The sequence below is a fragment of the Leifsonia sp. McL0607 genome, assembly GCF_049993355.1.
Taxonomy (GTDB): domain Bacteria; phylum Actinomycetota; class Actinomycetes; order Actinomycetales; family Microbacteriaceae; genus Leifsonia.
The window spans coordinates 551244-576793 of sequence record NZ_CP188253.1; the positions used below are offsets into that span (position 1 = coordinate 551244).

Consider the following 25550-nt stretch of genomic DNA (forward strand, 5'->3'; position numbering starts at 1 on the left):
GTTCCGCTACGCTCTGAGTAAGCAGAGCGAGGAGCCCGATGTCGAACACCGAACAGCCTGGTGACGTGCCGCCGTACCCCGGCCAGCAGCAGTATCCCGGCCAGGAGCAATACGGCGGACAGCAGCACTACGGCGCCCAACCGTATCCGGGCCAACCGGGTTCTCCGTACCCGTACGCCTACGCTCCTGAACCGCGCACCAACGTGCTGGCGATCATCTCGCTGGTGTCGGCTTTCATCGTGAGCATCGCCGCCGTCATCACCGGGCACATCGCGCTTGCGCAGATCAAGCGCACCGGCGAGAACGGCCGCGGCATGGCGTTGGCCGGTCTCATCATCGGCTACGTCGGCGTGGCCGCCGGGGCGCTGTTCTTCATCGTGTGGCTCACGTTGTTCTTCTCGATCATGAGCCACAGCATGTCGACCTCGGGCATCTCGAGCTAGCCGTTCGGTCTCGGCCCCTGCCTCAGCGCTTGGCGGCCTTGCCCTCCGCGCGCAGCTTCGCGATCTCGTACAGCGTGACGCTCGCCGCGATCCCCGCGTTCAGCGACTCGGTGGAGGCCGAGATCGGGATGGACACGACGGCGTCGCACGTCTCGGTCACCAGTCGTGACAGGCCCTTGCCCTCGCTGCCCACGACGATCACGACCGGACGGTCGGCGAACGAGAGCCCCGGCAGCGAGGTGTCGCCGCCGCCGTCGAGCCCCAGCACGAAGACTCCCGCCCGCTTGAACTCCTTGAGCGTCGAGGTGAGGTTCGAGGCCATCGCGACAGGCGTGCGGGCCGCGGCGCCAGCAGACGTCTTCCAAGCGGCAGCGGTCATCCCGACCGAACGGCGCTGCGGGACGATCACGCCCTGCCCTCCGAACGCGGCGGTCGAGCGGAGGATCGCGCCGAGGTTGCGCGGGTCGGTGATCCCGTCGAGTGCCACGAACAGCGGCGTCTGGCCCGTGCGCAGCGTCACGTCGAGCAGCTCGCCCGGGTGGGCGTACTCGTAGGGCGGCACCTTGAGCGCGACGCCCTGGTGCACCGCATCCCGGCCGGCGAGGCGGTCGAGCTCCGGACGCATGACCTCGAGCACCGGGATGGGGCGGCCGGTGGCGATCGACAGGATCTCCTTCATGCGGTCGTCCATCTCGACCCTGGCTGCGATGTAGAGCGTGGAGGCCGGGATCGCCGCGCGCAGCGCCTCCAGCACCGAGTTGCGGCCGGTGACGATCTCGCTCTCGTCGCCGCTCTTGGCGCGGCGGGCGGCACCGGATGCTCCGCGCGGTGCGCCGTCGCGGCCGCCCCGCTGATCCGCCTTGGCCGCCGCGCGTTCGCGCAGCTGCTTGTTCTTGTAGGCGACGTGGTACTCGCGCTCCTCCGCCTTCGGCGTCGGCCCGCGGCCTTCGAGGGCCTTGCGACCGTGGCCGCCTGTGCCCACCTGGGCGCCCTTCTTGCTCTTCCTCACGGCGCCCGCGCGGGGCTTGCCACCTGAGTTCTTCATGCTTCGATACTCCAATGCGACCCCGTCGGGGTGTCTTCGATACTGATACCCGCGGCGGTCAACTCGTCGCGGATGCGGTCTGCGGCGGCGAAGTCGCGCGATTGCCGCGCCTCCTGCCGGTCGTCGAGCAGCCGCCCGACGAGGGCTCCGAGCGCGTGCTCCGCCGCGCTCGAGCCCGCCGAGTGCCACTGAGGCGAGAGCGGGTTGAAGCCGAGCACCTCGGTCATCGCCAGGACGTGACCGCGCGCGATCGCGGCGGCCTCCAAGTCTTCCGCATCCAACGCCGCGTTTCCTGAGCGCACGGTGTCGTGGAGGACGGCCAGGGCCTGCGGCACCGCGAGGTCGTCGTCCATCGCCTCGGCGAACGAGCCCGGCACGAGCTCCGCGCCGCTGCCGGCGAACCGGGTGCCGCTGAGCCGGCGGTCGACGCGCTCGAAGAAGCCGGAGATGCGGTCGAGGGCGGCCTCCGCTTCGCTGAGAGACCCGTCGTGGTAGTCGATCGTCGACCGGTAGTGGGCCGAGCCGAGGTAGTACCGCACTACCAGCGGCCTGGCCGCGCCGAGGAGGTCGGCCGCGTAGACGGAGTTGCCGAGCGACTTGCTCATCTTCTGCCCGTTGACGTGCACCAGCCCGTTGTGCACCCAGTACGACGCGAAACCGTCGCCGACCGCCGTGGACTGGGCGACCTCGTTCTCGTGGTGCGGGAACCGCAGATCGAGGCCGCCACCGTGGATGTCGAACACCGGCCCCAGATAGCGTCGCGACATGGCGGAGCATTCGATGTGCCAGCCCGGACGCCCGTCGCCCCACGGCGAGGGGAACGCCGCGGATTCCGGCTCGTCGCTCTTGCGGCCCTTCCAGAGTGCGAAGTCGCGCGGGTCGCGCTTGGCGCGCGGATCGGCGTCGGCCGCGGCCTCCATGTTGTCGATGCTCTGCCGGGTCAGCTCGCCGTAGGCCGGCCAGCTCTTCACGTCGAAGTAGACGTCGCCGGAGCCATCGCCCGCCACGTAGGCGTGGCCGCGCTCGATCAGCCGGCCGATGAACTCCTGCATCTGCGGGATGCTCGCGGTCGCCCGCGGCTCGTACGTGGGAGGCTGCACGCCGAGAGCGGTGTAACCGGCTGTGAACTCCAGCTCGAACCGGTACGCAAGCGCCCACCATTCCTCGGAGCCGCCCTGCGCCTGCGCCGTCGCCGCATTGTCGAGGATCTTGTCGTCGATGTCGGTGACGTTGCGCACGAGGGTCACGTCGAGGCCGCGGTAGGCCAGCCAGCGCCGCAGCTGGTCGTACACGAGGGCCGAGCGCAGGTGGCCGATGTGCGGCGACGACTGCACCGTCGGGCCGCAGACGTACATGCCCACTGCACCGGGACGCAGGGGCACGAAGTCGCGCAGGGCGCCGGCCTTGGTGTCGAAGAGTCGCAGAGTCACGGCCTAAGCCTACGGGGCCGCGCGCGCGGCGAGCGCTTCGTTGACCGGCGCGAACGTCACCCGGTCGAAGATCAGCTCGATCCGCGTGATGGACTCGCCCTCCACCGTCACGAGCTCGACGCAGGGCACCGCACCGGCGGCCGTATCCGTGACGAAGTCGTAGACCACGCACGCGCGGTCGCCCTCCGCGAAGACCTCTCGGATGTCGTTGCGGACCAGCGCCGGAAGCAGCCGCTTCAACGCTCCGAGCCACTCGTCTCTGCCGAGCGTCCCGCCCGCGAAGCTCGCGGACAGCTCGTCGGCGAGGAGGCCGCCGACCGTGTCGAGATCGTGGTCGCCGACCGCTTCGATGTAGCGTCGCGCGATGTCCGCGCTTTTCGTCTGGGGCATGGCTGTCCTCTCCACGCGCCAGGCTAGTGAGTCGTGGGCCTCAGCGCAGCAGTGCGGTCGCGAAGGCCGTGATCCCCTCGGCCCTTCCGGTGAAGCCCAGGCCGTCGGTTGTCGTCGCGGCGATCGAGACGGGCGCCCCGAGGATGCCAGAGAGCAGCTCCTCTGCCTCCCGCCGCCGCGGCGCGAACTTGGGACGTTGACCGATGATCTGCACGGACACGTTGCCGATGCGCAAGCCGGCCTCCTCGACCAGGCGGCGCGTCTCGGTGAGGAACACCTCCCCGTGCGCGCCCGCGAACCGCGGGTCACCCGTTCCGAAGACACCCCCGATGTCGCCGAGACCCGCGGCGCCGAGCAGGGCGTCGACGATGGCATGGCACGCTGCGTCTCCGTCGCTGTGGCCGGAGAGCCCCTGCTCGTCTGGCCAGTGCAGCCCCGCGAGCCAGAGTTCGGCCGACGGGTCGAACGCGTGGGTGTCGGTGCCGAGGCCGATGCGCGGTAGCGGTAGCGGCTTCGACCCGGGCGCGACGAGGTCATGCGCGCGCTGGAGGTCGCCCGGCGTCGTGATCTTGAATGCCCGCGCCTCCCCCGGCAGCACGGTGACGGCGAAACCGGCTGCGGCGACCAGGCCGGCGTCGTCGGTCTCGTCGGTCGTCGTCGCCGCCGCGTAGGCCTCCATCAACTGGGCGCGCGGGAAGCCCTGCGGGGTCTGGACCGCCGCCAGCGTCGAGCGGTCCACCGTCTCGTGCACCGTCCCGTCGGAGGCGACGCGCTTGATCGTGTCGCTGACCGGGAGGCCGGGGATCACACCGTGGCCCGTCTCGACCACCGCCTCCACCACCGCATCGAACAGGCCGGAGCTGGTGAGAGCGCGCGCGGCGTCGTGCACGAGCACGACCTCCACGTCGTCCGCGAGCACGGCCAGCCCCGCGGCGACCGATTGCTGCCGGGTCCCACCGCCCGTCACGACCCGCGCAGGGCCACCGAAGACAGCGACCGCGATGGCGGACGCCTCGCCGACACGATCGGCCGGAACCACGAGGACGGGGTCCGCCGGGTGACGCATGCCGCGCACGGCATAGAGGGAACGTTCTAGCAGGGTCGGGCCATCGAGCCGCACGAACGCCTTCGGCAACTCGGCTCCGAGCCGCGTGCCCGACCCGGCGGCGACGACGACGACCGCGACGCGCGGCTCCGTGTCGGTGTTCATTCCCCGAGACTACCGCCAAGCCACGACGGGTCGGGGTTCCGGAGCCCGGAACGCCGACGGCCCCGCTGCTGCTGCAGCGGGGCCGTCGAACGCGAACGAATCGCGGAGCGGGTGAATCGCGGGTTAGGAGGCGAGCACCTCGTCGAGGAGGCTGGATGCCTTCTCATCGTCTGTCTTCTCAGCTAGGGCGAGCTCGGAGATGAGAATCTGCCGCGCCTTGGCCAGCATGCGCTTCTCGCCGGCGGAGAGACCGCGGTCTTGATCGCGACGCCACAGGTCACGAACGACCTCGGAGACCTTGATGACGTCGCCGGACGCCAGCTTCTCGAGGTTCGCCTTGTAGCGGCGGGACCAGTTGGTCGGCTCCTCGGTGAACGGAGCGCGCAGCACCTCGAACACGCGGTCGAGGCCCTCTTTGCCGATCACGTCGCGCACGCCGACGAGGTCGACGTTCTCGGCGGGGACCTCGATGGTCAGATCGCCCTGCGTGACGTTGAGCTTGAGGTACAGCTTCTCTTCACCCTTGATGATTCTTTTCTTGACCTCGGTGATCGTTGCAGCACCGTGATGGGGGTAAACGACGGTTTCGCCAACCTCGAAAAGCATAGATATGTTGTCCCTTCAGCAACGAATAGGATACCACACGAGGCACATGCTAAGGTTCGCCCTCGCACAACCGGGAGGCGGGGAGCGCCTGTCGGCATACGGTAAACTCGTGCTGAATCCGCTTCGTAAACAGGGCATCAGCGCGCCGTCGAGCGGAACGATTCGGAGGGTCATTCCAGTGAAAGCTCGCGTCGCGGCGTCCATCGTCCTCGCCCTGGCGGTCGCAGCCGGCACGGCCGGATGCGGTCTCATCGCACCGCAGGCAACCACGAAGCACTACGACGCAAGCGACGGCGTCAGCGGCAGCGTCGGTTCGATCGACGTGCGCAACGCCTTCATCGTCACCGACGGCGTCGACGGCAAAGTCGGCAACCTGGTCGTGTCGCTGGTGAACACCGACACCAAGAGCCACCGCGTCTCCATCACCTCCGGCTCCTCCGGCGTCGGCGCCGAGGTCACCGTCGAGCCCGGCCAGGTGAAGACCATCGGCCAAGCGCCCGACAAGCCGACCCAGAACAACGTGTTCCTCACCCCGTTCGACGCGCTGCCCGGCAGCCTCTACCCGGTGTACTTCCACTACGGCGACGAGACGGGCGTGAAGCTGCAGGTCCCCGTTCTCGACGGCGGCCTCCCCGACTACGAGAAGCTGGTGCCGCCGACCATCCTGCCGGCCCAGGACTGAACCGCCGGCCAGAGCCCCTCACACGACGAGCCGCCCGCGCCAATCGCGAGGGCGGCTTCGTCGTTCCAGCGGACGGTCAGGCGTTGAAGCGGTAGCCGAGCCCGCGAACTGTGACCAGCATCTGCGGGTCGGACGGGCTCTCTTCGATGCGCGACCTGATGCGCTTGATGTGCACGTCGAGCGTCTTGGTGTCGCCGAAGTAGTCGCTGCCCCACACCCGGTCGATGAGCTGACCGCGCGTGAGCACACGGCCGGCGTTGCGCAGCAACAGCTCCAGCAGCTCGAATTCCTTCAGCGGCATGGAGATCTCGCCGCCGTTCACGGTGACCGTGTGCCGGTCGACGTCCATGCGCACTGTGCCGGCCTCCAGGATGCTGTCGTCCTCCAGCTCGGCCTCATCCACGCGGCGGCGCAGCACGGCGCGGATGCGCGCCAGCAGCTCGCGAGACGAGTACGGCTTGGTGACGTAGTCGTCCGCACCGAGTTCGAGCCCCACGACGATGTCGACCTCGGAGTCCTTGGCCGTCAGCATGATGATCGGCACGGTGGAGCGGGAGCGGATCTCGCGGCAGACCTCGGTTCCGGGGATGCCAGGGAGCATGAGGTCGAGCAGGATCAGGTCGGGTCCGACGCGGTCGAACTCGGCGAGCGCCGTCGGTCCGTCTTCGGCGACCGTCACCTCGTATCCCTCGCGCTTGAGCAGATACGCGAGAGGCTCGCTGAGGGCGGCCTCGTCCTCGACGAGCAGGATGGCTGTCACAGGTTCTCTCCAATCGGGGGACGCACGGTGGCCGCCTCCGGCAACCGGATGGTGAAGGTGGAGCCGCGTCCGGGTTGAGACCAGACCCGGACCTCGCCGCCGTGGTTCTGCACGGCGTGCTTGACGATCGCGAGGCCGAGCCCGGTACCGCCGGTGTTGCGCGAGCGGGCCTGGTCCACGCGGAAGAATCGTTCGAAGACACGGTCGAGGTCGTCCTCCGGGATGCCCTCGCCCTGGTCGGTGACCGCGATCTCGACGACGCCGTCGACGCTGCGCACGCCGATCCCGATGCGGGAGTCTTCGGGCGAATACTGGATGGCGTTCGAGATGAGGTTGTGCACCGCGGTGACAAGGAGCGGCTCATTGCCGATCACGCTGGCGTCTTTCTCGCCGCGCATCGCGATCTCGATCCGGCGGGCCTCCGCGGCGACGCGGTTCTGGTCGATCGCGGCCCTGACGACCTTCTTGGCGGAGAGCTGCTCCGCGTCGCCGAGCGCGTCTGCAGCCTGGAGGCGGCTCAGCTCGATGATGTCCTGCGTGATGCGGGCCAGCCGGGAGGCCTCCTCGCTCAGGCGCAGCGCGAACCGGCGCACCTGCTCCGGGTCGTCGGACGCGTCGTCGAGAGCCTCGGCGAGCAGGGTCACCGCGCCGATCGGCGTCTTCAACTCGTGGCTGATGTTGGCGACGAAGTCGCGTCGCACCGACTCGAGCCGGAACGACTCGGTGCGGTCCTCGGCCAGCAGCAGGATGTAGCGCGAGCCCAGTCGTGCCACCCGCACGCTCAGGTGGATGTTGGCGTCGCCGAACGGTCCACGCGCGATCTCGCACTCTTCAGTCACCGGCTCACCCGTGCGTCGCACGCGGTCGACCAGCTCTACCAGGTGCGGGTGCACGAGGAGCCCGTTCCAGACCAGGCCGATGGCGTGCGCGCCCGGGGAGGCCTTGATCACGTTGTTGGACGGGTCGAGGACGACGCCAGCGGACTCCATCGCGTCGAGCACCTGGTCGACGCCGTCGGGCACCGTGGGGTTCGACACCGCGGCCGCGTGGTCGCCCCGTCGAGCGGCGATGTGGAGGATCCAGACGAACCCTGCGCCGACGGCCAGCCCCAGCCCGAGCGAGAGCAGCACCAACCAGGCTGAGTCCATACCCAAAGCGTAGGTGATGGGGCCAGGCAGGCTGCGACCGATCCGCCACTACGCCGCGTGCTTTCGCGGGTACGTTAGACAGTGTTCAGGTGGACGGCACCATCCGTTAACCTCCCGACGCGAGCATGCTCACGGGGTCAATCGACCCCCGTATTCCGCGTGCGCGCGCACGCCCAGGAAGGACCCATCCCATGCGCGACGTTTTTCAGCAGGAGCTGGCCGAAGTCCAGGATCGGCTGGTCGAGATCGCCGAGTTGGTCGTACGTTCGATCCGCAGCGCCACCGAGGCGTTCAACGAGTCCGATGTGACCCTCGCCGAAGAGGTGATCGCCAACGACCACCGCATCGACGAGCTCACGGTGTTGCTGGACGAGCTGTCGATCCAGATCCTCGCCCGGCAGCAGCCCGTCGCCCGCGACCTCCGCATCGTCGTCAGCGCACTGCGCATCAGCGCGTCGCTCGAGCGGATGGGCGACATGGCCGAGCACATCGCCCAGCTCGCGCGCTACCGTTTCCCCGACAAGGTCGTGCCCAAGAGCCTCCGTTCGACGTTCGCCGAGATGGGGCGTCTCGACGTCCAGATCGCCGAGAAGCTCTCGGAGCTGCTGCGCACACAGGACATCCGGCTCGCCGACGAGATCCGCAACGACGACGACGACATCGACGAGCTGCACGCCAGCGTGTTCGACAAGGTCCTCGGCGAGACCTGGAAGGGTCAGGCCGTCGACACCGTCGACGCGACCCTCGCGAGCCGGTACCACGAGCGCTTCGCCGACCACGCGGTCTCGATCGCCAAGAAGGTCCAGTACCTCGCGACCGGCGACTGGGCCCCCGAAGTCGCGGTCTGACCCGCGCCTCCAACAGTCGCTAACCGCCGAGTACGCAGATTCTCTGCGTACTCGGCGTTTTTTGCCTGAATTCGGGCGTACTCGGCAGGTGCTAGGTGAGGGGGATGCGGGCGGCGACCCGGCGGCGCGAGCCAGGCGCGCCCTCGACGATGGCGAGTTCGGAGAGGGAGACGTGGTCGCCCGGGGCGAGCGCGCACGTACGCTGGTCGGAGGCGTGCGGCCGGTAACCGGCTCGGATGTGCCGCTGGTCGGCGATGACCGCGCCGTCGGCCTCCAGAGCCTCCACGCACGCCTCGTGCAGCGCGAGCAGCGCGGGCGACGGTCGGATCAGAGTGACCGGGACGGTCCGACGGTGCCCGAACGACGCCCGCGCACCCGCGACGATCGGGAGGCGCTGGCCGTGCGGCAGGCGCGCTGCCACAGCCTCCGCGTCGAGGGCCGTCTCGAACGGCGGCACGATCGTGACGTGCAGCGGCCAGTCTCCGGCGCCGAACTCCTCCGGAACGACGACATCGCCGCCGCGTTCCGGCAGGAACGCGACGACGACGAAGGAATGCAAGGCCGTGGCGACTTCGGCCGGCAAGCTACTTCTTGCCCTGGGCGGCGACGGCCGCGGCTCCCGCCGCTGCCGCCTCGGGGTCGAGGTAGACGGCGGGCTCGATCGGGGCGAACGTCTCGTCGAGCTTGTAGACCAGCGGGATGCCGGTCGGGATGTTGAGTTCGGCGATCTCGTCGTCCGAGATGCCGTCGAGGTGCTTCACCAGGGCGCGCAGCGAGTTGCCGTGCGCGGTGACGAGCACGGTCTTGCCCTCGGCGAGGCTCGTCGTGATGTCGGACTCCCAGTACGGCAGCATGCGCGCGATGACGTCCTTGAGGCACTCGGTGCGCGGGAGGTCGCCGCCCAGATCGGCGTAACGCGGGTCGTACGCCTGCGACCACTGGCTGTCGTCGGGGAGCGGCGGCGGCGGCACGTCGAACGACCGGCGCCAGAGCTGGAACTGCTCCGGACCGTACTTCTCGAGGGTCTCCGCCTTGTCGAGGCCCTGCAGGGCGCCGTAGTGACGCTCGTTGAGTCGCCACGACCGCTCGACCGGGATCCAGAGCCGGTCGGAAACGTCGAGAGCGTAGTTCGCAGTCTGGATGGCACGCGTGAGGACCGACGTGTAGAGGATGTCGGGCTCGAGGCCGGACTCGGCCAGCAGCTCGCCGGCGCGGTTGGCCTCGGCGACGCCCTGCTCGCTGAGCCGGACGTCGACCCAGCCGGTGAACAGGTTCTGCTGGTTCCACTCGCTGTTGCCGTGGCGGAGGAGGATCAGAGTGTAGGGAGCGGGCATGCGATTAATCTTGTCATATGCCGCCGTTGTCCTCCCGTGCCGTCGGCACGGTCACTCGCGGCACGACCAACACGAATCGGCTGCGCCGGGTGGACCGCTGGATCGCCTCTCTTCCCGTGCTGCGCCGGACGGGGGACCCGCTGGTCGTCGACCTCGGCTACGGTGCGAGCGGCGTGACGGCTTTCGAGCTCCAACACCGGCTGGCGCGCGTCCGCCCGGACGTCGAGGTGCTCGGGCTCGAGATCGACCCAGCGCGCGTGCGGACGGCGCTCGCCCAGCGCGAGGAGGTGCGCGTCGGCAGCACCGGCTTCGACCCGCGGGCGCGTGTGGACTTCCGCGTCGGCGGCTTCGAGGTGCCGTTGCCCGAGGGCCGGCACGCCGCCGTGATCCGGGCCTTCAACGTGCTGCGGCAGTACCACGAGTCGGAGGTCGCTGCGGCCTGGGAGCGGATGCTCGGTCGGCTGCAGCTGGGCGGCGCGCTCGTCGAAGGGACGTGCGACGAGATCGGCCGGATCGCCAGCTGGATCACCCTCGACGCCACCGGACCGCAGACGCTGTCGGTCTCGCTGCGGCTCCGTGGGCTGGAGGCGCCGAGTGTCGTGGCTGAGCGGCTGCCCAAGGCACTCATCCACCGGAATGTCTCCGGCGAACGCGTGCACGTGTTCCTTCAGGACCTCGACCGGCTCTGGCGCGTCCACTCGCCCCTCGCCGCATTCGGCCCGAAGCAGCGGTGGATCGCGGCTGCGCAGGGGATGCGGGACGCCGGCTGGCCCATCGTCGGCGAGCGCTCCCGTTGGCGGCTCGGCGAACTCACGGTCGCGTGGCACGCGGTGGCGCCGGTGTAGCGAACGCACCGGCGTAGCGAACGCACCGGCGTAGCGATCGGAGGAGAATCCTGGAAGCCGTCCGTCGCCGGCGTCAGTCGCGCGGGGCGCGCGGGGTACGGGTGACGGAGCCGAGCCGCGGCAGGTGCGGCACGTGGGCCTCCGCGCCCGCCTCCGGCGGCACCACGACCTCCTGCGCCGCGGCGACGAGGGTGCCGTCGGCGTCGACCGTCAGCGTGGCCGCCGCGTCGGTCCCCCGCTTGACGACGGCGAGCGCGATCGGCCCGAGTTCGTAGTGCAGCGCGGACGAGGTGACCGTGCCGACGACCCGGCCGTCAAGAGTCACCTCCGCGCCGGCGAGGGGATGCACGCCCTCCGAGCCGTCGAGGTGGAGCATCACGAGACGCCGCGGCGGGTGACCGAGATTATGGACCTTCGCGACCGTCTCCTGGCCGCGGTAGCAGCCCTTGCTCAGGTGCACCGCGGTGCGGAGCCAGTCGAGCTCGTGCGGGATCGTGCGCTCGTCGACCTCGGTGGCGAAGCGCGGCCGCCAGGCGGCGATCCGCAGCGCGTCGGCCGCGAGGGTGCCCGCCGCGACCAGCTCTCCCGACTCGACGCGCGACGCGATCGATGCCAGAGCCTCCCGCGGCACCACCCGCTCGCTCCAGGTCCAGCCGGCGCCGGGATGATCCCCCGTGGCGTACTGGTGGCCTCCCGGCGTCACCGCGTGCCAGGGGTCGTGCCACACCAACGGCACGCCGTGGGGTGCAGCGAGCGGCAGGGGAGGCTCGCCGAGCGTGCCGATCGTCGCGAGAGTCTCGGTGTCGTCGGCGAGCTCGACGCGCAGCATGAAGCGCATCGAGTCGAGCCAGGAGAGGAGGCCGGCGGCCTCCGGGCGGTCGACGAGGAGCCACAGGGCCGTGCCGTCTTCGGCCAGCCGGACGGCGTGCTCGACCCGACCGGTGACGTCGAGCAGAAGCGTCTCGGACGACTCGCCGGGCTGGAGGCCGAGGAGCGACTGGCTGGTCAGGGAGTTTAGCCAGTTCAACCGGTCGGGCCCGGTGACCGAGAGGACCGCACGATCGGACAGGTCGACGATCGCTCCGCTGTGGACGAGCGCGCGCTGCTCGGCCAGCGGGTTGCCGTAATGCGACGGCACCCCGCTCTGCACGGTGTCGACGGCGCCGGGAAGGGCGAGGAAGGGCGAAGCGGACACGTCAGTCGACCTTGGCGAGACGCGCCGACGCGTGGGTGCGGAGGTTCTGACCCAGGGCCGCGATGTCCCAGGCCCAGAGCAGGTGACCCTCCACCAGACCGTAGAGGCGGGTGGCCGCGCTGTACTCCTTGGCGCCGGCGGTGCGCACGACGGCGTCGGTCGCCAGGTCGATGCGGGGACCGTTCACTTGGCCGATGTAGAGCTCGCTGACGCCGTCGGGGTGGATGATCGCCACATCGATGTCGAAACCGCCGCTGGAGGCGCGAAGCGTCTCGACGGCCTGCGGGGTGCCGAACGGCCGCGGGCCCTGGCCGGGCAGCATCGCCGGGCCGGGGTCGCCCTCCACCAGCGCGCGGCTGAGCCGCCAGTAGCCGGTCTCGGCCGCGAGCGGAGTGCCGTTCTCGTCGAGCACCCACGACGTGGCCGAGTAGTTGAGGTACGCCTCGCCGTCGTGGCTGAAGCTGATGCGCTGGCCGAACTCCAGCTGGGCGTGCTCCTCGCCGACCGCGTAGTCGACGACGCCGCTCCCCTCCCAGATGCCGATCAGCCAGGAGAGCGGGACGAGTTCGGCCGGAAGGTCGGTGGGGAGCTCGATCATGCCTAGCGCTGGCCGCGGAAGAGGTTGTAGACAACCACTCCCGAGACACCGAGGATGGCGAGGGTGGCCAGACCCAGCAGGCCGATGAAGAAGAGTTCGAGAGCGACGAGCATACGGCCAGTCTAATCAGTGCCCGAGCGTGATGACGCCGAGGATCGCGCCGATGGCGCCGAGGATCACGAAGGTGCCGGTGAGCGTCGTGGCGAGCCGGTTGACGAAGCCGTCTTTCTGCTGCGTCGCGAGCTGGCTTCCGAACGAGGCGATCACGCACACGCCGAGGGCGAGCGAGAGCCACGACGCGTAATGAACGGGATGCGACAGCAGCGCGATCAGAATCCCGAGCACGAGGGCGAGCGCCCACACCGAGCCGACGCTCCAGGCGACGGCGGCCCGCGGCAGCGGCTGCGGTGTCGGCCCTGCGGCTGCGGCCGGGCCGAGCGGCCCCGGATCCTGCGGCGTCTCGCTCATTCCTCCATTGTGCCCTGCGGTCGTCATGCGCGCTGCCCCTCCTTACCCTCAGCTCCCGGGCTTCGCCGGATCCGCGCCAGTCCGGTGGCGCAAGCGTTTCCGGTAGCATTGCGGCACGAAGAGGGCGAGGAGGAACTGGGTGGCGCAGCTGTTGATCCTCACGTCTGCGCCCGATGCAGAGGTGCTCCCCTCACTCGGTCTCCTCAGCCACCGCACCCGTCAGATCCCCGCCGAACCGGCATCGCTGGTCAACGCTCCGGCGTGCGACCTGATCTTCGTCGACGCCCGTCGCGACTTGGCGAGCGCCAAGTCGCTGTGCAAGATCCTCACGACCACCGGCATCACGGTGCCGTTGCTGCTCGTCCTCACCGAGGGCGGCCTCACCGCGGTGAGCGCCGACTGGGGCGTCAACGACGTGGTCCTCGACAGCGCGGGGCCCGCGGAGGTCGACGCCCGCATTCGGCTGGCGATCGGCCGGCAGGGCCAGGAGCACTCGCAGTCGAAGATCCAGGCGTCCGGCGTCACGATCGACGAGGCCAGCTACTCGGCGAAGGCGCACGGCCGGCAACTCGACCTGACTTTCAAGGAGTTCGAGCTGCTGCGCTTCTTCGCGACCCACCCGTCGCGGGTGTTCACGCGCGAGCAACTGCTGAGCGAGGTGTGGGGGTACGACTACTTCGGCGGCACGCGCACGGTCGACGTGCACGTGCGGCGGCTGCGCGCGAAGCTCGGCGACCTCGAGTCCCTGATCGGGACCGTGCGCAACGTCGGCTACCGCTTCAACGTCTACGAGGACGAGAACGATCGCCTGCCGTCCTCCGTGCATCCCTGATCGCGCGCGTCCCTGATCGGCTACCGCCACCGCGGAGCGTTCTGCACAACCCGCTGACATGGTCGTTTGTCCACAGTTAGCCGTGACTCGTGCCGCTGGCCGCTCGTCCGGTGCCATGATGGGGGGCATGGACGGCGAGCGCACCACACTGGAGAACGGGCTACTCGACAACGGGCTGAGCGGCAGCCTGGGCAGCGACTTCGACGACGACTTCGCCCCCTTCATCTACGAGCCCGACCCGACGCTGCCCGACGATCGCTACCTCGACCGCGAGCTGAGCTGGCTGGCGTTCAACCAGCGTGTGCTCGAGCTGGCAGAGGATCCGCTGCTGCCCGTGCTGGAACGCGCGAACTTCCTGGCCATCTTCGCCAGCAACCTCGACGAGTTCTTCATGGTCCGCGTCGCCGGCCTCAAGCGCCGCATCGCCACCGGTCTCGCGGTGCCGACGAACGTCGGCCGCGCGCCGCAGGACGTGCTGGCCGACATCTCCGAGAAGGCGCACGAGCTCCAGGTGCGCCATGCCAAGGCCTACCGTGAGCTGGCGCTGCCCGCTCTCGAGGCGGCCGGCATCACGGTCTCGTCGTGGGACGAGCTCGACGAGGCCGACAGGGCGCAGATGCGGGAGGTCTTCTCGCAGCAGATCTTCCCCGTGCTGATGCCGCTCGCCGTCGACCCCGCACACCCCTTCCCGTACATCTCCGGTCTCTCGCTGAACCTCTCGATCCGAGTGCGCAACTCACGCACCGGCAAGGAGCAGTTCGCGCGCCTCAAGGTGCCCCAGATGCTGCCTCGGTTCGTGCGCATCGACCAGCGCGAAGGCCTAGGCCAGGTGCGGTTCCTGCGCCTGGAGGACCTCATCGCCAACCACCTGGGCGATCTCTTCCCCGGCATGGACATCCTCGACCACCACGTCTTCCGCGTCACGCGCAACGAAGACGTCGAGATCGACGAGGACGAGACCGAGAACCTCATCCAGGCGCTGGAGCGCGAGCTGCTGCGGCGCCGCTTCGGCCCGCCGATCCGGCTCGAGGTCACCGACGACATGGACGACGTGACCCTCGGTCTGCTGGTGCGCGAGCTCGACGTGACCGAACAGGAGGTCTACCGCCTCCCGGCCCCGCTCGACCTCGGCGGCCTGTTCGACATCGCACGGATCGATCGACCCGACCTCCACTACCCCAACCACGTTCCCACCACCGCGCCGCAGCTCATGCCGAGCGAGCCGAACGCCAAGCCCGACGTCTTCGCTGCGGTCTCACGCCAGGACATCCTGCTGCACCACCCCTACGAATCGTTCGCGACCAGCGTGCAGGCGTTCCTGGAGCAGGCGGCGGCCGATCCGCACGTGCTCGCCATCAAGCAGACCCTGTACCGCACGTCAGGCGACAGCCCGATCGTGGAGGCGCTGATCGACGCGGCCGAAGCCGGCAAGCAGGTTCTGGCCCTGGTCGAGATCAAGGCCCGGTTCGACGAGCAGAACAACATCTCCTGGGCGCGCAAGCTCGAGAAGGCCGGCGTCCACGTCGTGTACGGGTTGGTCGGCCTGAAGACGCACTGCAAGCTCGCGCTGGTCATCCGCGAGGAGAAGGGCGTCCTCAAGCACTACAGTCACATCGGCACGGGCAACTACAACCCGAAGACCTCGCGCATCTACGAAGACCTCGGCCTGCTCACGGCCGACGACCAGGTCGGCAAAGACCTCACCCGGCTCTTCAACGAGCTCTCCGGGTACGCGATCGAGAAGAAGTTCAAGCGCCTCCTGGTCGCTCCGCTGCACCTGCGCAAGGGACTCCTCAAGCGCATCGACACCGAAGCCGCCAATGCGGCCGCCGGCCGCCCGTCCGGCATCCGGATCAAGCTCAACTCGATCGTCGACGAGGCCATCATCGACGCGCTGTACCGTGCGAGCCGGTCGGGCGTGCCCGTCGAGTTGTGGGTGCGCGGCATCTGCGGTCTCGTCCCCGGGCGCGAGGGACTGTCCGAGAACATCCGGGTGCGCTCGGTGCTGGGCCGCTACCTGGAGCACTCGCGCGTCTTCTCGTTCGTGAACGACGGCGACCCGCACGTCTACATCGGCAGCGCGGACATGATGCACCGCAACCTCGACCGCCGCGTGGAGGCGCTGGTGCGGCTGACAGACCCCGAGCACCTCGCCGAGCTCGGCCGTCTGTTCGATCTGGCGTTCGACGCACACACCGCCGCCTGGACCCTCGCCGAGGACGGCGTCTGGACCAGACATGACGTCGACGACACCGGCGCCCCGCTCACCGACCTCCAGACCAAACTGCAGCAGCAGGCCAGCCACCGTCCCCGCACCACCCGTACGGGAACGAGGCGGTGAGCCTCGCCATCTACGCCGCGGGCGCCCTCTGCTGGCGCATCGTGGACGACAAGATCGTCATGCTCGTCGTACACCGCACCAAGTACGGCGATGTCACGATTCCCAAGGGCAAGGTCGACCCGGGCGAGGTCCTCCCGCAGACCGCTGTGCGCGAGATACTGGAAGAGACCGGGCTAGCCGTCGCCCTCGGCGTCCCGCTGGGCGTGTCGGCTTACCCGCTGACCTCCGGCCGCGAGAAGATCGTCCACTTCTGGGCCGCCGAGGTCACCGATCAGGCCATCGAGCAGTCGACGTTCGTGCCGAACTCCGAGATCGCGGCGATCGAGTGGGTCACACTCAAGAAGGCGCGGGGGTACCTCACCTACGAGCGCGACGTCGAGATCCTCGACGCCTTCGAGGCGCTCGTGAAGCAGGGCATCACCTCCACGTTCGCCCTCATCGTGCTCCGGCACGGCAAGGCCGAGCCCCGCGGAGGGTGGGAAGGCCCCGACGCGACGCGTCCGCTCACCGATCGCGGCGTCAAGCAGGCGGCAAGCGACGTGCCCCCCCTGCGCGCCTGGCGGCCGAGACGCATCATCACCAGCGACGCGGTGCGCTGCGTCGCCACGGTCGCTCCCCTTGCCGCCGCCACCGGCGTCAAGCCGCGCCGGGAGCCCGGCATCAGCCAGGACGCGTACGAGGAGGGCAACGGCGATGTCCGCAGAGTCGTCGGAAAGCGAGTTCGCGCCCGCAAGACCGCCGTGCTCTGCAGCCACGGGCCGGTGCTGCCCGACATCCTCCGCGAGATCGCCCTCGCAACTGGCACCATGCCCGGCGGCTACCTCAACGACGCAGCCGACCTCGACACCGGCGGATTCTCGGTCGTACATCTCTCGGCGACCAACCCCGCCTCGGGCATCGTCTCGATCGAGACGTACGCGCCTGCGGTGGATTAACGGCTCACGTCCGGCCGCGCCAGCGCTTACGTCGGTTCACGCCGCTCGTGTACGACGCTGTCATCCCGGGACTTCTCCCCGCGCCCGCCGAGCCGAGATTCAACAGGGCGATGACCGTCCGTGTGGACACCGCGGTGTACGGCGCCGACTTCACCGTGCCTGTCGCACGCATCCCCGCCACGAACTTCCCGGGCGAGCCGACCGTGGTCGTCCCAGTTGCGACCCAGGGCGACTGGTCGCTGGTTCTCACGGCAAGCCGCCAGCAACTCCCCTCGCAGGCAGCCGACGCGCCCGCGCAGACCGCGGCGTGGGTCCCCACGACCGACCTGGTGCAGCTCGGTGAGCTCCCCGACCGCATCGTGATATCGCTCGCCGCCCAGACGCTCACCATCACCGATACTGAGGGAACGGCGCGGTCATCCTTCCCTGTGGGCATCGGCACAGCGCAGGCCCCGACCCCCTCCGGCGTGACCGGATACCTCCAAGCCCGCTACCTCGACCCGGCGCAGGATCAGCTCGTACATCGGATTCAGCTCACCTCGCTGCACGCGACCGCGGCCGACGAACCCTACGGCGGTTCCGACGGAGGCCTCATCGGAGTCCACCACCAATCCGATGCCACCGGCAGGGTCTCGCACGGCTGTCTCCGCCTTGCCAGCGACGCAATCGAGGCCGTCGACCGGCTCGCGCTCGGTACGCCGATCCAGGTCGTGGAGTGACACGACGGCCCTGCCGAACCCATGCGGACGCATCAAGACAACACTCGTCGTTTACCTTCCGTTTACCGCTGCGGGGGACTCTGGACAGACACCGGGAATAGCGTCTCACGCGGGTCGCACCGACCCTGTCCTGTTGTTACTGATCCCCGGAAGGGACAACTGTGAAACTGAAGCGTCTTGGCGTCCCCGTGGCACTCCTCGCCGCCGCCGCCATCTCCCTCACCGCGTGTGCGTCGAACGAGGGCAGCACCCCGGCGACCACCACGGCCAAGCCGTCGAACCTGTCCGGCACGCTGAACGGCATCGGCTCGTCCGCTCAGGGCGCCGCCCAGACCGTGTGGATCGCAGGCTTCCAGCAGGCCAACCCCAAGGCCACCGTCAATTACGACCCCCAGGGCTCCGGCGCCGGCCGCAAGAGCTTCATCTCGGGTGCCGCAGACTTCGCCGGCTCCGACGCGGCCCTCAGCGACGCCGAGCTCGGCGGCACGTTCGCCGGCTGCGCCGCGAACAGCAAGGGCATCGACCTCCCCGTCTACATCTCACCGATCGCCATCGCGTACAACGTCGACGGCGTGAAGGACCTCAAGCTGGACGCCGACACGATCGCCGGCATCTTCTCGGGCAAGATCACCACCTGGGACGACGCGAAGATCAAGGCGCTGAACTCGAGCGCCACGCTCCCGTCTGCCCCGATCACCGTCGTGCACCGCTCCGACGACTCGGGCACCACCCAGAACTTCACCGACTACCTTGCGGCGAACGCCCCGTCTGTCTGGACGGCCCCGGCCTCCCAGACGTTCCCGTTCCAGGTCGGTGACGCCGCCAAGGGCACCTCGGGTGTCGCGGATGCCACGAAGAACGCCAAGAACTCGATCACCTACATCGACGAGTCCGGTTCGGCCGGCCTCTCCATCGCTCAGCTCAAGGTGGGCGACAACTTCGAGAAGATCAGCGCAGACGGTGCCGCCGCGGTGGTCGCCGCCTCGCCCATCGCCTCGGGCCGCGAGACCAACGACCTCGCCATCCAGATCAACCGCAAGGACACCACCAAGGGTGCGTGGCCGCTGGTTCTGGTCTCCTACGTCGTCGCCTGCCAGGAGTACAAGGACGCCGCCAAGGCGGACCTGGTCAAGGGCTACGTCGACTACGTCATCAGCAGCGACGCCCAGAAGGCCGCCGCGGAGCAGGCCGGCTCAGCCCCGCTGTCGAGCGACCTCGCCTCCAAGGTCAGCAAGGCCGTCGCCAGCATCAAGTAACTCCACCGGCCGCTCGGCCTGGACCGCACCACGGTCCAGGCCGAGCCGCGCATCACCCTCACCCTTCGGGGACCCGATGAGAGAAAGCAAGGAATGACCGCCGGAACCGCAGGAGCCATCAGGCCGAAGGCGAAGATCCGCCTCGGCGACCGCGTCTTCTCCACCAGCACCGTCATCGCCGGCTCGCTGATCCTCGCCACGCTCGCCGCCGTGGCGCTCTTCCTCATCATCCAGAGCATCCCTGCCCTGTTCGCAGGCGCGGGCGAGCTGCCCAACAACGCCACGAACTTCTGGTCATGGGTCTGGCCCCTCGTCTTCGGAACCATCTGGGCGGCGCTCATCGCACTCCTCATCGCGACACCGCTGTCGATCGGGATCGCGCTCTTCATCTCCCACTACGCCCCCCGTCGCGTGGCGCAGACCCTCGGCTACATCATCGACCTGCTCGCCGCGGTCCCCTCGGTCGTCTTCGGCCTCTGGGGCATCGCGACCCTCGCCTCGTTCGTCCAGCCCTTCTACGTGTGGCTGGGCGAGTACCTCGGCTGGATCCCGTTCTTCGCGCCGCCTGTCTCCGGCACCGGCCGCACCATCCTGACCGCGGCCATCGTGCTCGCGGTGATGGTCATCCCGATCATGACAGCCATCTGCCGCGAGATCTTCCTACAGACCCCGCGTCTCCACGAGGAGGCCGCGCTCGCGCTCGGCGCGACCAAGTGGGAGATGGTGCGCATGGCGGTCCTCCCCTTCGCCCGCAGCGGCATCATCTCGGCGATCATGCTCGGCCTCGGCCGCGCCCTCGGCGAGACCCTGGCGATCGCGATGGTGTTGTCGCCCGCGCTCATCGTCAAGTTCACCGTCCTCCAGGCGCAGAGCCCTAACACGATCGCCGCGAACATCGCGCTCCAGTTCCCGGAGGCCACCGGCCTCGGCGTCAACGCCCTCGTCGCCTCCGGCTTGGTCCTGTTCGTCGTAACCCTCCTGATCAACATGCTCGCCCGTTACATCGTCAGCCGCCGTGCGGCCTTCTCGGGAGCGAACTGATGGCCGCCACCACGACCACCGCGACCGCGGCACCTCGCCCGCTCGCCAACTCCTACACCGCAGGAAAGCTCCCCCGCTGGACGCCCTGGGTGATGCTCGTGGCCTCCTGGGTCGTTCTCAGCGCCGTCTTCGCGATGCTCGCCGCCAGCGGCGCCACCAAGGGCTTCAACATCGTCGGCGCGATCTTCTTCGGCACCGTGCTGTTCGACGTGGCCATCTACTCGACCTCCCTGCTGGTGGAGGGCAGCCGCAAAGCCAAGGACCGCCTCGTCACCTCGCTCGTGGCGACGGCGTTCATCATCGCTCTGCTGCCGCTGATCTCGCTCGGCTGGACCGTCGTCGACCAGGGTCTCGCCCGCTTCGACGTCGCCTTCTTCTCGCAGTCGATGCGCAACGTCATCGGCGAGGGCGGCGGCGCGCTGCACGCCATCGTCGGCACGCTGGAGATCACCCTGATGGCCGCGGTCATCTCAGTGCCGATCGGTCTCCTCACCTCGATCTACCTGGTCGAATACGGTCGCGGGATGCTCGCCCGCGGCATCACCTTCTTCGTCGACGTCATGACGGGCATTCCCTCGATCGTCGCCGGTCTGTTCGCCTACGCTCTGTTCGCGCTGTTCTTCGGCCCAGCGATCCGCAACGGCTTCATGGGGTCGGTCGCGCTGTCCGTGCTGATGATCCCGGTGGTCGTCCGCTCGAGCGAGGAGATCCTGCGGATCGTCCCCAACGAGCTGCGGGAGGCCTCCCTCGCCCTGGGCGTGCCGAAGTGGCTGACCGTGCTCAAGATCGTCCTCCCGACGTCGCTCGCCGGCCTCATCACTGGTGTCATGCTCGCGATCGCCCGTGTGATCGGCGAGACCGCGCCCCTGCTGATCGTCGCCGGCTTCACGACGAGCATGAACTACGACCTCTTCAACGACCGCATGATGACCCTCCCGGTGTTCGTGTACACGTCGTACACGCAGGCGGCGGGACTGCACGCGCAGGCCTCGATCGACCGGGCCTGGACCGGGGCGCTCACCCTGATCATCATCGTCATGCTCCTGAACCTGGTCGGCCGCATCATCGCCAAGGCGTTCGCGCCCAAGTACAGCCGCTGATCGCGGCCCACACCGACTCACCCGAAGAACGCAGACAAGGAAAAACGTGTCCAAGCGCATCGAAGTCAATGATCTGAACGTCTACTACGGCAAGTTCCTCGCCGTGGAGGGCGTGTCGCTCACCATCGAGCCCCGCACCGTGACCGCGTTCATCGGCCCGTCGGGCTGCGGCAAGTCCACCTTCCTCCGTACGCTCAACCGCATGCATGAGGTGATCCCCGGCGCTTACGTCGAGGGCGAGGTGCTGATCGACGGCAACAACCTGTACGGCGTCGGCGTCGACCCGGTGCTCGTGCGCCGCCAGGTCGGCATGGTCTTCCAGCGGCCCAACCCGTTCCCCACCATGAGCATTCGCGACAACGTGCTGGCCGGGGTCAAGCTCAACAACCGGCGCATGTCGAAGAGCGAGAGCGACGACCTAGTAGAGAAGTCGCTGCTGGGCGCCAACCTCTGGAACGAGGTGAAGGACCGCCTGAACCTCCCGGGCTCGGGGCTGTCGGGAGGGCAGCAGCAGCGTCTGTGCATCGCCCGCGCGATCGCGGTCTCCCCCGATGTGCTCCTGATGGACGAGCCCTGCTCGGCCCTCGACCCGATCTCCACGCTGGCGATCGAAGACCTCATCGAAGAGCTCAAGAACGACTACACAATCGTAATCGTCACCCACAACATGCAGCAGGCCTCCCGCGTCTCCGACCGCACCGCGTTCTTCAACATCGCGGGCACGGGCAAGCCGGGCAAGCTCATCGAGTACAACGACACCAACATGATCTTCTCGAACCCGACCGTTCAGGCCACCGAGGACTACGTCTCCGGCCGTTTCGGCTGACTCTCCGCCCCGCATGGCCAGAGGCCCACGGGATGTCCCGTGGGCACTCCGGACACGAAAGAGCCGGACCGCAGAACGCCTCTCGGCGCGAGGCCGCTCGAAGCGGCAAGTATTGGAGCCCGGGGTTACTGCGGTCCGGCTTCGTCCATAGTACAGGAGGTGCGGGGGTGCCTTCACGGCGTGGCGTTCGCCGCCCGTGAACGCGCATTCGGAAATGCGCGCTGATGGGTCTCAGTCGAGCGAGTCGGAACGCCAGAGCCGGGCGCACGCCGTCAGCTCCTCCGCGGTGCGGGTGAAACGCAGCGCGCGCGTGGTGAGCTCGCTCGCGCGCTCCGGGTCGAGCGGGTCGCGATCATCGGCGATCGAGAGGCACCCGGCTGCCGTCACGCGGCAGAACGCGGCGGCGCGGTCGAGCGCGACCGCGAAATCGCCCTCGAACACCCCGCGGAGGATGCGGTCGGCGAGCTCGGTGACCTCCCCCGGCCCCGCCGGCGTGGGCGCACCGGCGACCACCGGGTCGATCGACGCGATCACCTCGCTGCCGCGCTGGTAGAGCAGGGCGGTGCCGTCTGCGTCCTGGCGGATCAGCAGCCGCAGCAGGTAGATGCGCCAGAGCGCGCCGGGCAGGGTCTTGGCATTCGACCGCGACCACAGCTCGGCGATCGCGTCGATCCCGTGCTCGTCGGTGTACGCGACCAGCCGATCCACGATGTCCGGCTCGGGATCGTCGTGAACCCGGGCGAGAAGCGCCTGCGCGGTCTCGTGGGCGACCTTGCTGATCTGCGCCGGGTCGTCCCCGCCGAGGAACGCCTCGAACATCCCCCCGGGGAACAGGGTCGGCTTGTGATAGCGATCAGACATCCCCCCATTCTGCCCCGGCACGGGGAGGAGCGGAATCCACGCTAGATTAGAGGGCGAGGGCCTCTAGCTCAGTCGGTAGAGCATCGGACTTTTAATCCGCGGGTCGTGGGTTCGAGCCCCACGGGGCCCACTGTAAAAACCCTGGTCAGGGTACATTTATGTTTGCTCGCGCTCCGATCGAGGGGCGCGCGTGAGGCAAACAGGGGGCAGCCTGGATTGCATGTTCCATCCGAACGCGGCGTGCACCGCTGGCATTCGCCTCGTCGATGGCGTATTGAGCAATCCGTCAGGATTCCGAGTTCATGGCCCGATTTGTAGGCGATGGCAAGGCGTCCTCGTCAAAGTGACCTCGCCAGTGATCCGCGGGGTCCAGTTGGAGAGTGGCCGGGCACTCTCTTCGCCATTGGGGTCGCATCCTCTGGCTTCAGTGCACTCCCGCTCATCGGCACCTCCGCGGAGGCAGCACGATGCATTACTGCCCACCACGTTCGCAAATCAGAGAACAGGACGCATTTTATCTTCTCGTTACGCCATCGTTGGTACGGTCGTGAAATGTTCGTTTTCGACCGCGACCTGGCCCCGTATCTGGATCGCGCCATCGCAGCCGAGTTGAGCGGCGAGCTAACGGACGCCGGACTCAACGTAATCGACCTGGCAAAACCAAGCGGCCTGCAGAAGGACAAGCTGTACCGAATCCTCAGCGCACGCCGCTCCTGCACTGTCGTCGAGTTGATGAAGATTTGCGCGGCCATTCCGGTTGACCCCTACGAGCTTCTGCGCTCGGCAACAACGCGTGCAGAGCGCATCCGGCGGACGACCATCGAACGAGCAGAAGAAGCAGAAGGACAAATGAGCGAAGTGTTTTGACCGCTACAACAACACCAGAATCTACTCGCGGCGAGCGCGCGGGCCACGTCCTCTCGGAGATACTTGGCCCGGCTCCTTTGCTCACGCTCGCGTTCGTGGAGGCTGGTCTCCGGGTCGGATCGACCGCCGGCTGGTGGGCGCTACTTCCGATCCTCGGGATAGCCGTGCTTCCCTATGCTGCGATGATCTGGTTAGCGCGCCGCGGGCGGGTCTCGGATCGCTTCGTCGGCCAACGGTCTCAACGACTCCCGATTCTGCTCGGCGTGCTCGTCGCCGTCGTGGCGGTAATTGTGATCCTGCTGGCTGTTGGAGCACCGTGGGAGGTGTCCTCGCTCGCGGTCGCGTCAGCGGTCGGCCTGATCGTGGTCATGGTCGTGAACGTCGCCTGGAAGCTATCGGTCCACATGGCCATTGCGGCGTTCGTGTGGGCCTACCAACTGACAGTCCTTCCACTGTGGCTCGTTATCGTACTTCTTCTCGCCGTGGCCGCCTTGGGGTGGGCGCGGATCGCGGCCCGCGCACACACGCTCGCCCAGGTGCTCGCCGGGTCAGTGTCCGGACTAGCGGTGTTCGGGACGTACCTGCTGCTTGCGTGACAGTGGGTCTACCCGCGAGATGCGAATGCGCAGATCGCCAAGAGCGCGGCGGAGAGGTACGTCGCCGTCGACTCGACTGTGTCACCACTGTCGACTTGGTCACCAGGAACGTGAGTTCCATGATGAGGGCCGACGCTGCGAGCCCGAGAGCGAGTGCGAATCCCACCGCAGCGATCACTCGACTGACGAGTCGAGCCTCGAGGCGTCATACGCGCGGTAGCGCCAAGCACACGACGCTGCCGCAGTACGGCACTGCTAAGGACCGCGAGCGGGAGGCCGCGCAGCGGCACGCCGCCGACGCGATATTGGAGTTGCAGGCTGGATGAGGCACACACGTCGACGCCCTCGAACGACTGCAAGCCGTTTTAGTCGTGGGTTCGAGTTCCCGCTCCAGGCGCACGCGAAGCGTCCGCGGCGAGATGGGCAGCAGTCCCTTTCGACATCCGATCGTGGATATGCTACGGCGTGCTACGCTTGCTGGATGGATACTGTGACGCACCGGGAGATGCGCAACCGTAGCGGCGACATCCTCCGCCGAGTAGAAGCGGGAGAGTCGGTGCAGGTTACCAACAATGGCCATCCGGCGGCGCTCATCATCCCGGTGGGTGGCGACCTGCTCGACGGGCTCATCGCTCGAGGCGAGGCGCGACCCGCTCGCAACGGAGCGGACACGTTGGCAACCATCAAACGCGTTGTGTCGCCGGTGAGTTCGCGCGAGTTGATCGAGGAAAGCAGGGGCCGCTGGTGACGGTCGCGTACGTCGACACGTCAGCCGCGATGAAACTCGTCGTCGAGGAATCCGAATCCGCGGCGCTGGCTACCGCACTCAGCGATCCGTCCCGAAGGCTTGCGGCGTCCTGGCTGCTGCACACGGAGTTGCACTGCGCGGCAGGCCGGAACCCGGCGATCATCTCCACCGTGGCGATCACGACGGTTATCGACGCCGTCGCCCTCGTCGATGTCACACGCGGCGACCTGCTCGCGGCGGGCACGCACGCTCCGCTGCGTTCGAATGATGCCATCCATCTGGCGACCGCACTGAGGATTGGCGCCGAAGAGATGGTCACCTATGACACCGAACTCGCTCGCGCCGCCGCTTCTGCCGGCATCAGAGTCTTCGCTCCGGCCTGAAACCGGGGTGGTCGGGCCCCACTGTCGAGCGAGATCGAGAAAC

General features: G+C 68.4%; 29 protein-coding genes and 1 tRNA gene. 17 read left to right on the forward strand and 13 right to left on the reverse strand.

All coding sequences use genetic code 11. The features are described 5' to 3' along the window. Positions 1–38: 38 nt before the first annotated feature. Complete coding sequence (locus ACPPVW_RS02625) at positions 39–443, forward strand: DUF4190 domain-containing protein (protein ID WP_426624996.1); 405 nt, start codon at positions 39–41, stop codon at positions 441–443. 22 nt (positions 444–465) lie between these two features. Here the strand turns inward: ACPPVW_RS02625 and rlmB are convergent, their stop codons facing one another. From rlmB to ACPPVW_RS02650, 5 genes are all read right to left on the reverse strand, one after another. Continuing rightward, positions 466–1488: a 23S rRNA (guanosine(2251)-2'-O)-methyltransferase RlmB gene (rlmB, locus tag ACPPVW_RS02630; RefSeq protein WP_426624997.1), complete on the reverse strand. Its 1023-nt coding sequence runs from the start codon at positions 1486–1488 to the stop codon at positions 466–468. After that, the gene (cysS, locus tag ACPPVW_RS02635) at positions 1485–2918 is read right to left on the reverse strand and encodes a cysteine--tRNA ligase (protein ID WP_426624998.1); all 1434 of its coding nucleotides are present in this window, start codon (positions 2916–2918) and stop codon (positions 1485–1487) included. The genes rlmB and cysS overlap by 4 nt, the downstream gene beginning before the upstream one ends. Before the next feature lie 9 nt (positions 2919–2927). Next, positions 2928–3308 (reverse strand): nuclear transport factor 2 family protein, encoded by a 381-nt coding sequence (locus tag ACPPVW_RS02640; protein ID WP_426624999.1) that lies wholly within the window; start codon positions 3306–3308, stop codon positions 2928–2930. A 40-nt stretch (positions 3309–3348) separates the two neighbouring features. Next, complete coding sequence (gene ispD / locus ACPPVW_RS02645; RefSeq protein ID WP_426625000.1) at positions 3349–4518, reverse strand: 2-C-methyl-D-erythritol 4-phosphate cytidylyltransferase; 1170 nt, start codon at positions 4516–4518, stop codon at positions 3349–3351. Positions 4519–4641: 123 nt separating this feature from the next. Continuing rightward, complete coding sequence (locus ACPPVW_RS02650) at positions 4642–5124, reverse strand: CarD family transcriptional regulator (RefSeq protein WP_021763858.1); 483 nt, start codon at positions 5122–5124, stop codon at positions 4642–4644. Positions 5125–5302: 178 nt separating this feature from the next. Between ACPPVW_RS02650 and ACPPVW_RS02655 the strand changes: the two genes are divergently transcribed. Continuing rightward, on the forward strand, positions 5303–5806 hold the full coding sequence (locus ACPPVW_RS02655) for a hypothetical protein (RefSeq protein WP_426625001.1): 504 nt from the start codon (positions 5303–5305) through the stop codon (positions 5804–5806). A 76-nt stretch (positions 5807–5882) separates the two neighbouring features. On the opposite strand, the gene ACPPVW_RS02660 is transcribed toward ACPPVW_RS02655, so the two are convergent. Then, a complete protein-coding gene (locus ACPPVW_RS02660; RefSeq protein ID WP_426625002.1) occupies positions 5883–6566 on the reverse strand; it encodes a response regulator in 684 nt (227 codons plus the stop codon). Next, on the reverse strand, positions 6563–7714 hold the full coding sequence (locus ACPPVW_RS02665) for a sensor histidine kinase (RefSeq protein ID WP_426625003.1): 1152 nt from the start codon (positions 7712–7714) through the stop codon (positions 6563–6565). The genes ACPPVW_RS02660 and ACPPVW_RS02665 overlap by 4 nt, the downstream gene beginning before the upstream one ends. Positions 7715–7905: 191 nt before the next feature. Here ACPPVW_RS02665 and phoU point away from each other — a divergent pair, with 191 nt between their 5' ends. Then, positions 7906–8562 (forward strand): phosphate signaling complex protein PhoU, encoded by a 657-nt coding sequence (gene phoU / locus ACPPVW_RS02670; protein WP_426625004.1) that lies wholly within the window; start codon positions 7906–7908, stop codon positions 8560–8562. 91 nt (positions 8563–8653) lie between these two features. Here the strand turns inward: phoU and ACPPVW_RS02675 are convergent, their stop codons facing one another. Beyond that, a complete protein-coding gene (locus tag ACPPVW_RS02675) occupies positions 8654–9145 on the reverse strand; it encodes a 2'-5' RNA ligase family protein (RefSeq protein ID WP_426625005.1) in 492 nt (163 codons plus the stop codon). Between the two features lies 1 nt (position 9146). Beyond that, positions 9147–9896, reverse strand: a complete 750-nt coding sequence (locus tag ACPPVW_RS02680) for a phosphoglyceromutase (protein WP_426625006.1) — start codon at positions 9894–9896, stop codon at positions 9147–9149. Between the two features lie 17 nt (positions 9897–9913). Here ACPPVW_RS02680 and ACPPVW_RS02685 point away from each other — a divergent pair, with 17 nt between their 5' ends. Continuing rightward, positions 9914–10741, forward strand: a complete 828-nt coding sequence (locus ACPPVW_RS02685) for a class I SAM-dependent methyltransferase (RefSeq protein WP_426625007.1) — start codon at positions 9914–9916, stop codon at positions 10739–10741. 73 nt (positions 10742–10814) lie between these two features. On the opposite strand, the gene ACPPVW_RS02690 is transcribed toward ACPPVW_RS02685, so the two are convergent. From ACPPVW_RS02690 to ACPPVW_RS02700, 3 genes are all read right to left on the reverse strand, one after another. Further along, the gene (locus ACPPVW_RS02690) at positions 10815–11936 is read right to left on the reverse strand and encodes a YgfZ/GcvT domain-containing protein (RefSeq protein ID WP_426625008.1); all 1122 of its coding nucleotides are present in this window, start codon (positions 11934–11936) and stop codon (positions 10815–10817) included. 1 nt (position 11937) lies between these two features. Then, positions 11938–12534, reverse strand: coding sequence for an FABP family protein (locus ACPPVW_RS02695; RefSeq protein WP_426625009.1), 597 nt, complete (start codon positions 12532–12534; stop codon positions 11938–11940). Positions 12535–12660: 126 nt separating this feature from the next. Next, a complete protein-coding gene (locus tag ACPPVW_RS02700; protein ID WP_426625010.1) occupies positions 12661–13002 on the reverse strand; it encodes a hypothetical protein in 342 nt (113 codons plus the stop codon). A gap of 139 nt (positions 13003–13141) precedes the next feature. Between ACPPVW_RS02700 and ACPPVW_RS02705 the strand changes: the two genes are divergently transcribed. The 8 genes from ACPPVW_RS02705 to pstB all read left to right on the forward strand — a co-directional run bounded on the left by ACPPVW_RS02705 (position 13142) and on the right by pstB (position 22052). Continuing rightward, positions 13142–13834, forward strand: a complete 693-nt coding sequence (locus ACPPVW_RS02705) for a response regulator transcription factor (protein WP_426625011.1) — start codon at positions 13142–13144, stop codon at positions 13832–13834. A gap of 127 nt (positions 13835–13961) precedes the next feature. Beyond that, positions 13962–16175: an RNA degradosome polyphosphate kinase gene (locus tag ACPPVW_RS02710; protein WP_426625012.1), complete on the forward strand. Its 2214-nt coding sequence runs from the start codon at positions 13962–13964 to the stop codon at positions 16173–16175. Further along, positions 16172–17110: an NUDIX hydrolase gene (locus ACPPVW_RS02715; protein WP_426625013.1), complete on the forward strand. Its 939-nt coding sequence runs from the start codon at positions 16172–16174 to the stop codon at positions 17108–17110. The genes ACPPVW_RS02710 and ACPPVW_RS02715 overlap by 4 nt, the downstream gene beginning before the upstream one ends. Positions 17111–17220: 110 nt before the next feature. Next, the gene (locus ACPPVW_RS02720) at positions 17221–17829 is read left to right on the forward strand and encodes a L,D-transpeptidase (protein WP_426625014.1); all 609 of its coding nucleotides are present in this window, start codon (positions 17221–17223) and stop codon (positions 17827–17829) included. A 161-nt stretch (positions 17830–17990) separates the two neighbouring features. Next, positions 17991–19085 (forward strand): phosphate ABC transporter substrate-binding protein PstS, encoded by a 1095-nt coding sequence (gene pstS / locus ACPPVW_RS02725; RefSeq protein ID WP_426625015.1) that lies wholly within the window; start codon positions 17991–17993, stop codon positions 19083–19085. 93 nt (positions 19086–19178) lie between these two features. Continuing rightward, entirely contained in the window at positions 19179–20126 is a 948-nt protein-coding gene (gene pstC / locus ACPPVW_RS02730) for a phosphate ABC transporter permease subunit PstC (RefSeq protein ID WP_426625016.1), read from the forward strand. After that, positions 20126–21226 (forward strand): phosphate ABC transporter permease PstA, encoded by a 1101-nt coding sequence (pstA, locus tag ACPPVW_RS02735; protein ID WP_426625017.1) that lies wholly within the window; start codon positions 20126–20128, stop codon positions 21224–21226. Before pstC ends, pstA begins: the two co-directional genes overlap by 1 nt. Positions 21227–21272: 46 nt before the next feature. Next, positions 21273–22052 (forward strand): phosphate ABC transporter ATP-binding protein PstB, encoded by a 780-nt coding sequence (gene pstB / locus ACPPVW_RS02740; protein ID WP_426625018.1) that lies wholly within the window; start codon positions 21273–21275, stop codon positions 22050–22052. A gap of 231 nt (positions 22053–22283) precedes the next feature. On the opposite strand, the gene ACPPVW_RS02745 is transcribed toward pstB, so the two are convergent. Beyond that, positions 22284–22913, reverse strand: coding sequence for a DNA-directed RNA polymerase subunit beta (locus tag ACPPVW_RS02745; protein WP_426625019.1), 630 nt, complete (start codon positions 22911–22913; stop codon positions 22284–22286). A gap of 57 nt (positions 22914–22970) precedes the next feature. Between ACPPVW_RS02745 and ACPPVW_RS02750 the strand changes: the two genes are divergently transcribed. The 5 genes from ACPPVW_RS02750 to ACPPVW_RS02770 all read left to right on the forward strand — a co-directional run bounded on the left by ACPPVW_RS02750 (position 22971) and on the right by ACPPVW_RS02770 (position 25507). Continuing rightward, positions 22971–23043 (forward strand) — tRNA-Lys (locus tag ACPPVW_RS02750). A 422-nt stretch (positions 23044–23465) separates the two neighbouring features. Then, positions 23466–23780 carry a helix-turn-helix domain-containing protein gene (locus ACPPVW_RS02755; protein WP_426625020.1) on the forward strand — a complete coding sequence of 105 codons (315 nt, stop codon included), beginning with the start codon at positions 23466–23468 and terminating at the stop codon, positions 23778–23780. A 77-nt stretch (positions 23781–23857) separates the two neighbouring features. Further along, positions 23858–24376, forward strand: a complete 519-nt coding sequence (locus ACPPVW_RS02760) for a phosphatase PAP2 family protein (RefSeq protein ID WP_426625021.1) — start codon at positions 23858–23860, stop codon at positions 24374–24376. 481 nt (positions 24377–24857) lie between these two features. Then, positions 24858–25124: a type II toxin-antitoxin system Phd/YefM family antitoxin gene (locus ACPPVW_RS02765; RefSeq protein ID WP_426625022.1), complete on the forward strand. Its 267-nt coding sequence runs from the start codon at positions 24858–24860 to the stop codon at positions 25122–25124. Beyond that, positions 25121–25507, forward strand: a complete 387-nt coding sequence (locus ACPPVW_RS02770) for a type II toxin-antitoxin system VapC family toxin (RefSeq protein ID WP_426625023.1) — start codon at positions 25121–25123, stop codon at positions 25505–25507. The genes ACPPVW_RS02765 and ACPPVW_RS02770 overlap by 4 nt, the downstream gene beginning before the upstream one ends. The last annotated feature ends 43 nt before the right edge of the window (positions 25508–25550 follow it).

Coding starts and splice junctions, on each gene's coding strand:
- ACPPVW_RS02625 (WP_426624996.1), top strand. CDS start 39: ATGTCGAACACCGAACAGCCTGGTGACGTGCCGCCGTACCCCGGCCAG.
- rlmB (WP_426624997.1), bottom strand. CDS start 1,488: ATGAAGAACTCAGGTGGCAAGCCCCGCGCGGGCGCCGTGAGGAAGAGC.
- ACPPVW_RS02640 (WP_426624999.1), bottom strand. CDS start 3,308: ATGCCCCAGACGAAAAGCGCGGACATCGCGCGACGCTACATCGAAGCG.
- ispD (WP_426625000.1), bottom strand. CDS start 4,518: ATGAACACCGACACGGAGCCGCGCGTCGCGGTCGTCGTCGTCGCCGCC.
- ACPPVW_RS02650 (WP_021763858.1), bottom strand. CDS start 5,124: ATGCTTTTCGAGGTTGGCGAAACCGTCGTTTACCCCCATCACGGTGCT.
- ACPPVW_RS02665 (WP_426625003.1), bottom strand. CDS start 7,714: ATGGACTCAGCCTGGTTGGTGCTGCTCTCGCTCGGGCTGGGGCTGGCC.
- phoU (WP_426625004.1), top strand. CDS start 7,906: ATGCGCGACGTTTTTCAGCAGGAGCTGGCCGAAGTCCAGGATCGGCTG.
- ACPPVW_RS02680 (WP_426625006.1), bottom strand. CDS start 9,896: ATGCCCGCTCCCTACACTCTGATCCTCCTCCGCCACGGCAACAGCGAG.
- ACPPVW_RS02685 (WP_426625007.1), top strand. CDS start 9,914: ATGCCGCCGTTGTCCTCCCGTGCCGTCGGCACGGTCACTCGCGGCACG.
- ACPPVW_RS02695 (WP_426625009.1), bottom strand. CDS start 12,534: ATGATCGAGCTCCCCACCGACCTTCCGGCCGAACTCGTCCCGCTCTCC.
- ACPPVW_RS02700 (WP_426625010.1), bottom strand. CDS start 13,002: ATGAGCGAGACGCCGCAGGATCCGGGGCCGCTCGGCCCGGCCGCAGCC.
- ACPPVW_RS02710 (WP_426625012.1), top strand. CDS start 13,962: ATGGACGGCGAGCGCACCACACTGGAGAACGGGCTACTCGACAACGGG.
- ACPPVW_RS02720 (WP_426625014.1), top strand. CDS start 17,221: ATGACCGTCCGTGTGGACACCGCGGTGTACGGCGCCGACTTCACCGTG.
- pstC (WP_426625016.1), top strand. CDS start 19,179: ATGACCGCCGGAACCGCAGGAGCCATCAGGCCGAAGGCGAAGATCCGC.
- pstA (WP_426625017.1), top strand. CDS start 20,126: ATGGCCGCCACCACGACCACCGCGACCGCGGCACCTCGCCCGCTCGCC.
- ACPPVW_RS02745 (WP_426625019.1), bottom strand. CDS start 22,913: ATGTCTGATCGCTATCACAAGCCGACCCTGTTCCCCGGGGGGATGTTC.
- ACPPVW_RS02755 (WP_426625020.1), top strand. CDS start 23,466: ATGTTCGTTTTCGACCGCGACCTGGCCCCGTATCTGGATCGCGCCATC.
- ACPPVW_RS02765 (WP_426625022.1), top strand. CDS start 24,858: ATGGATACTGTGACGCACCGGGAGATGCGCAACCGTAGCGGCGACATC.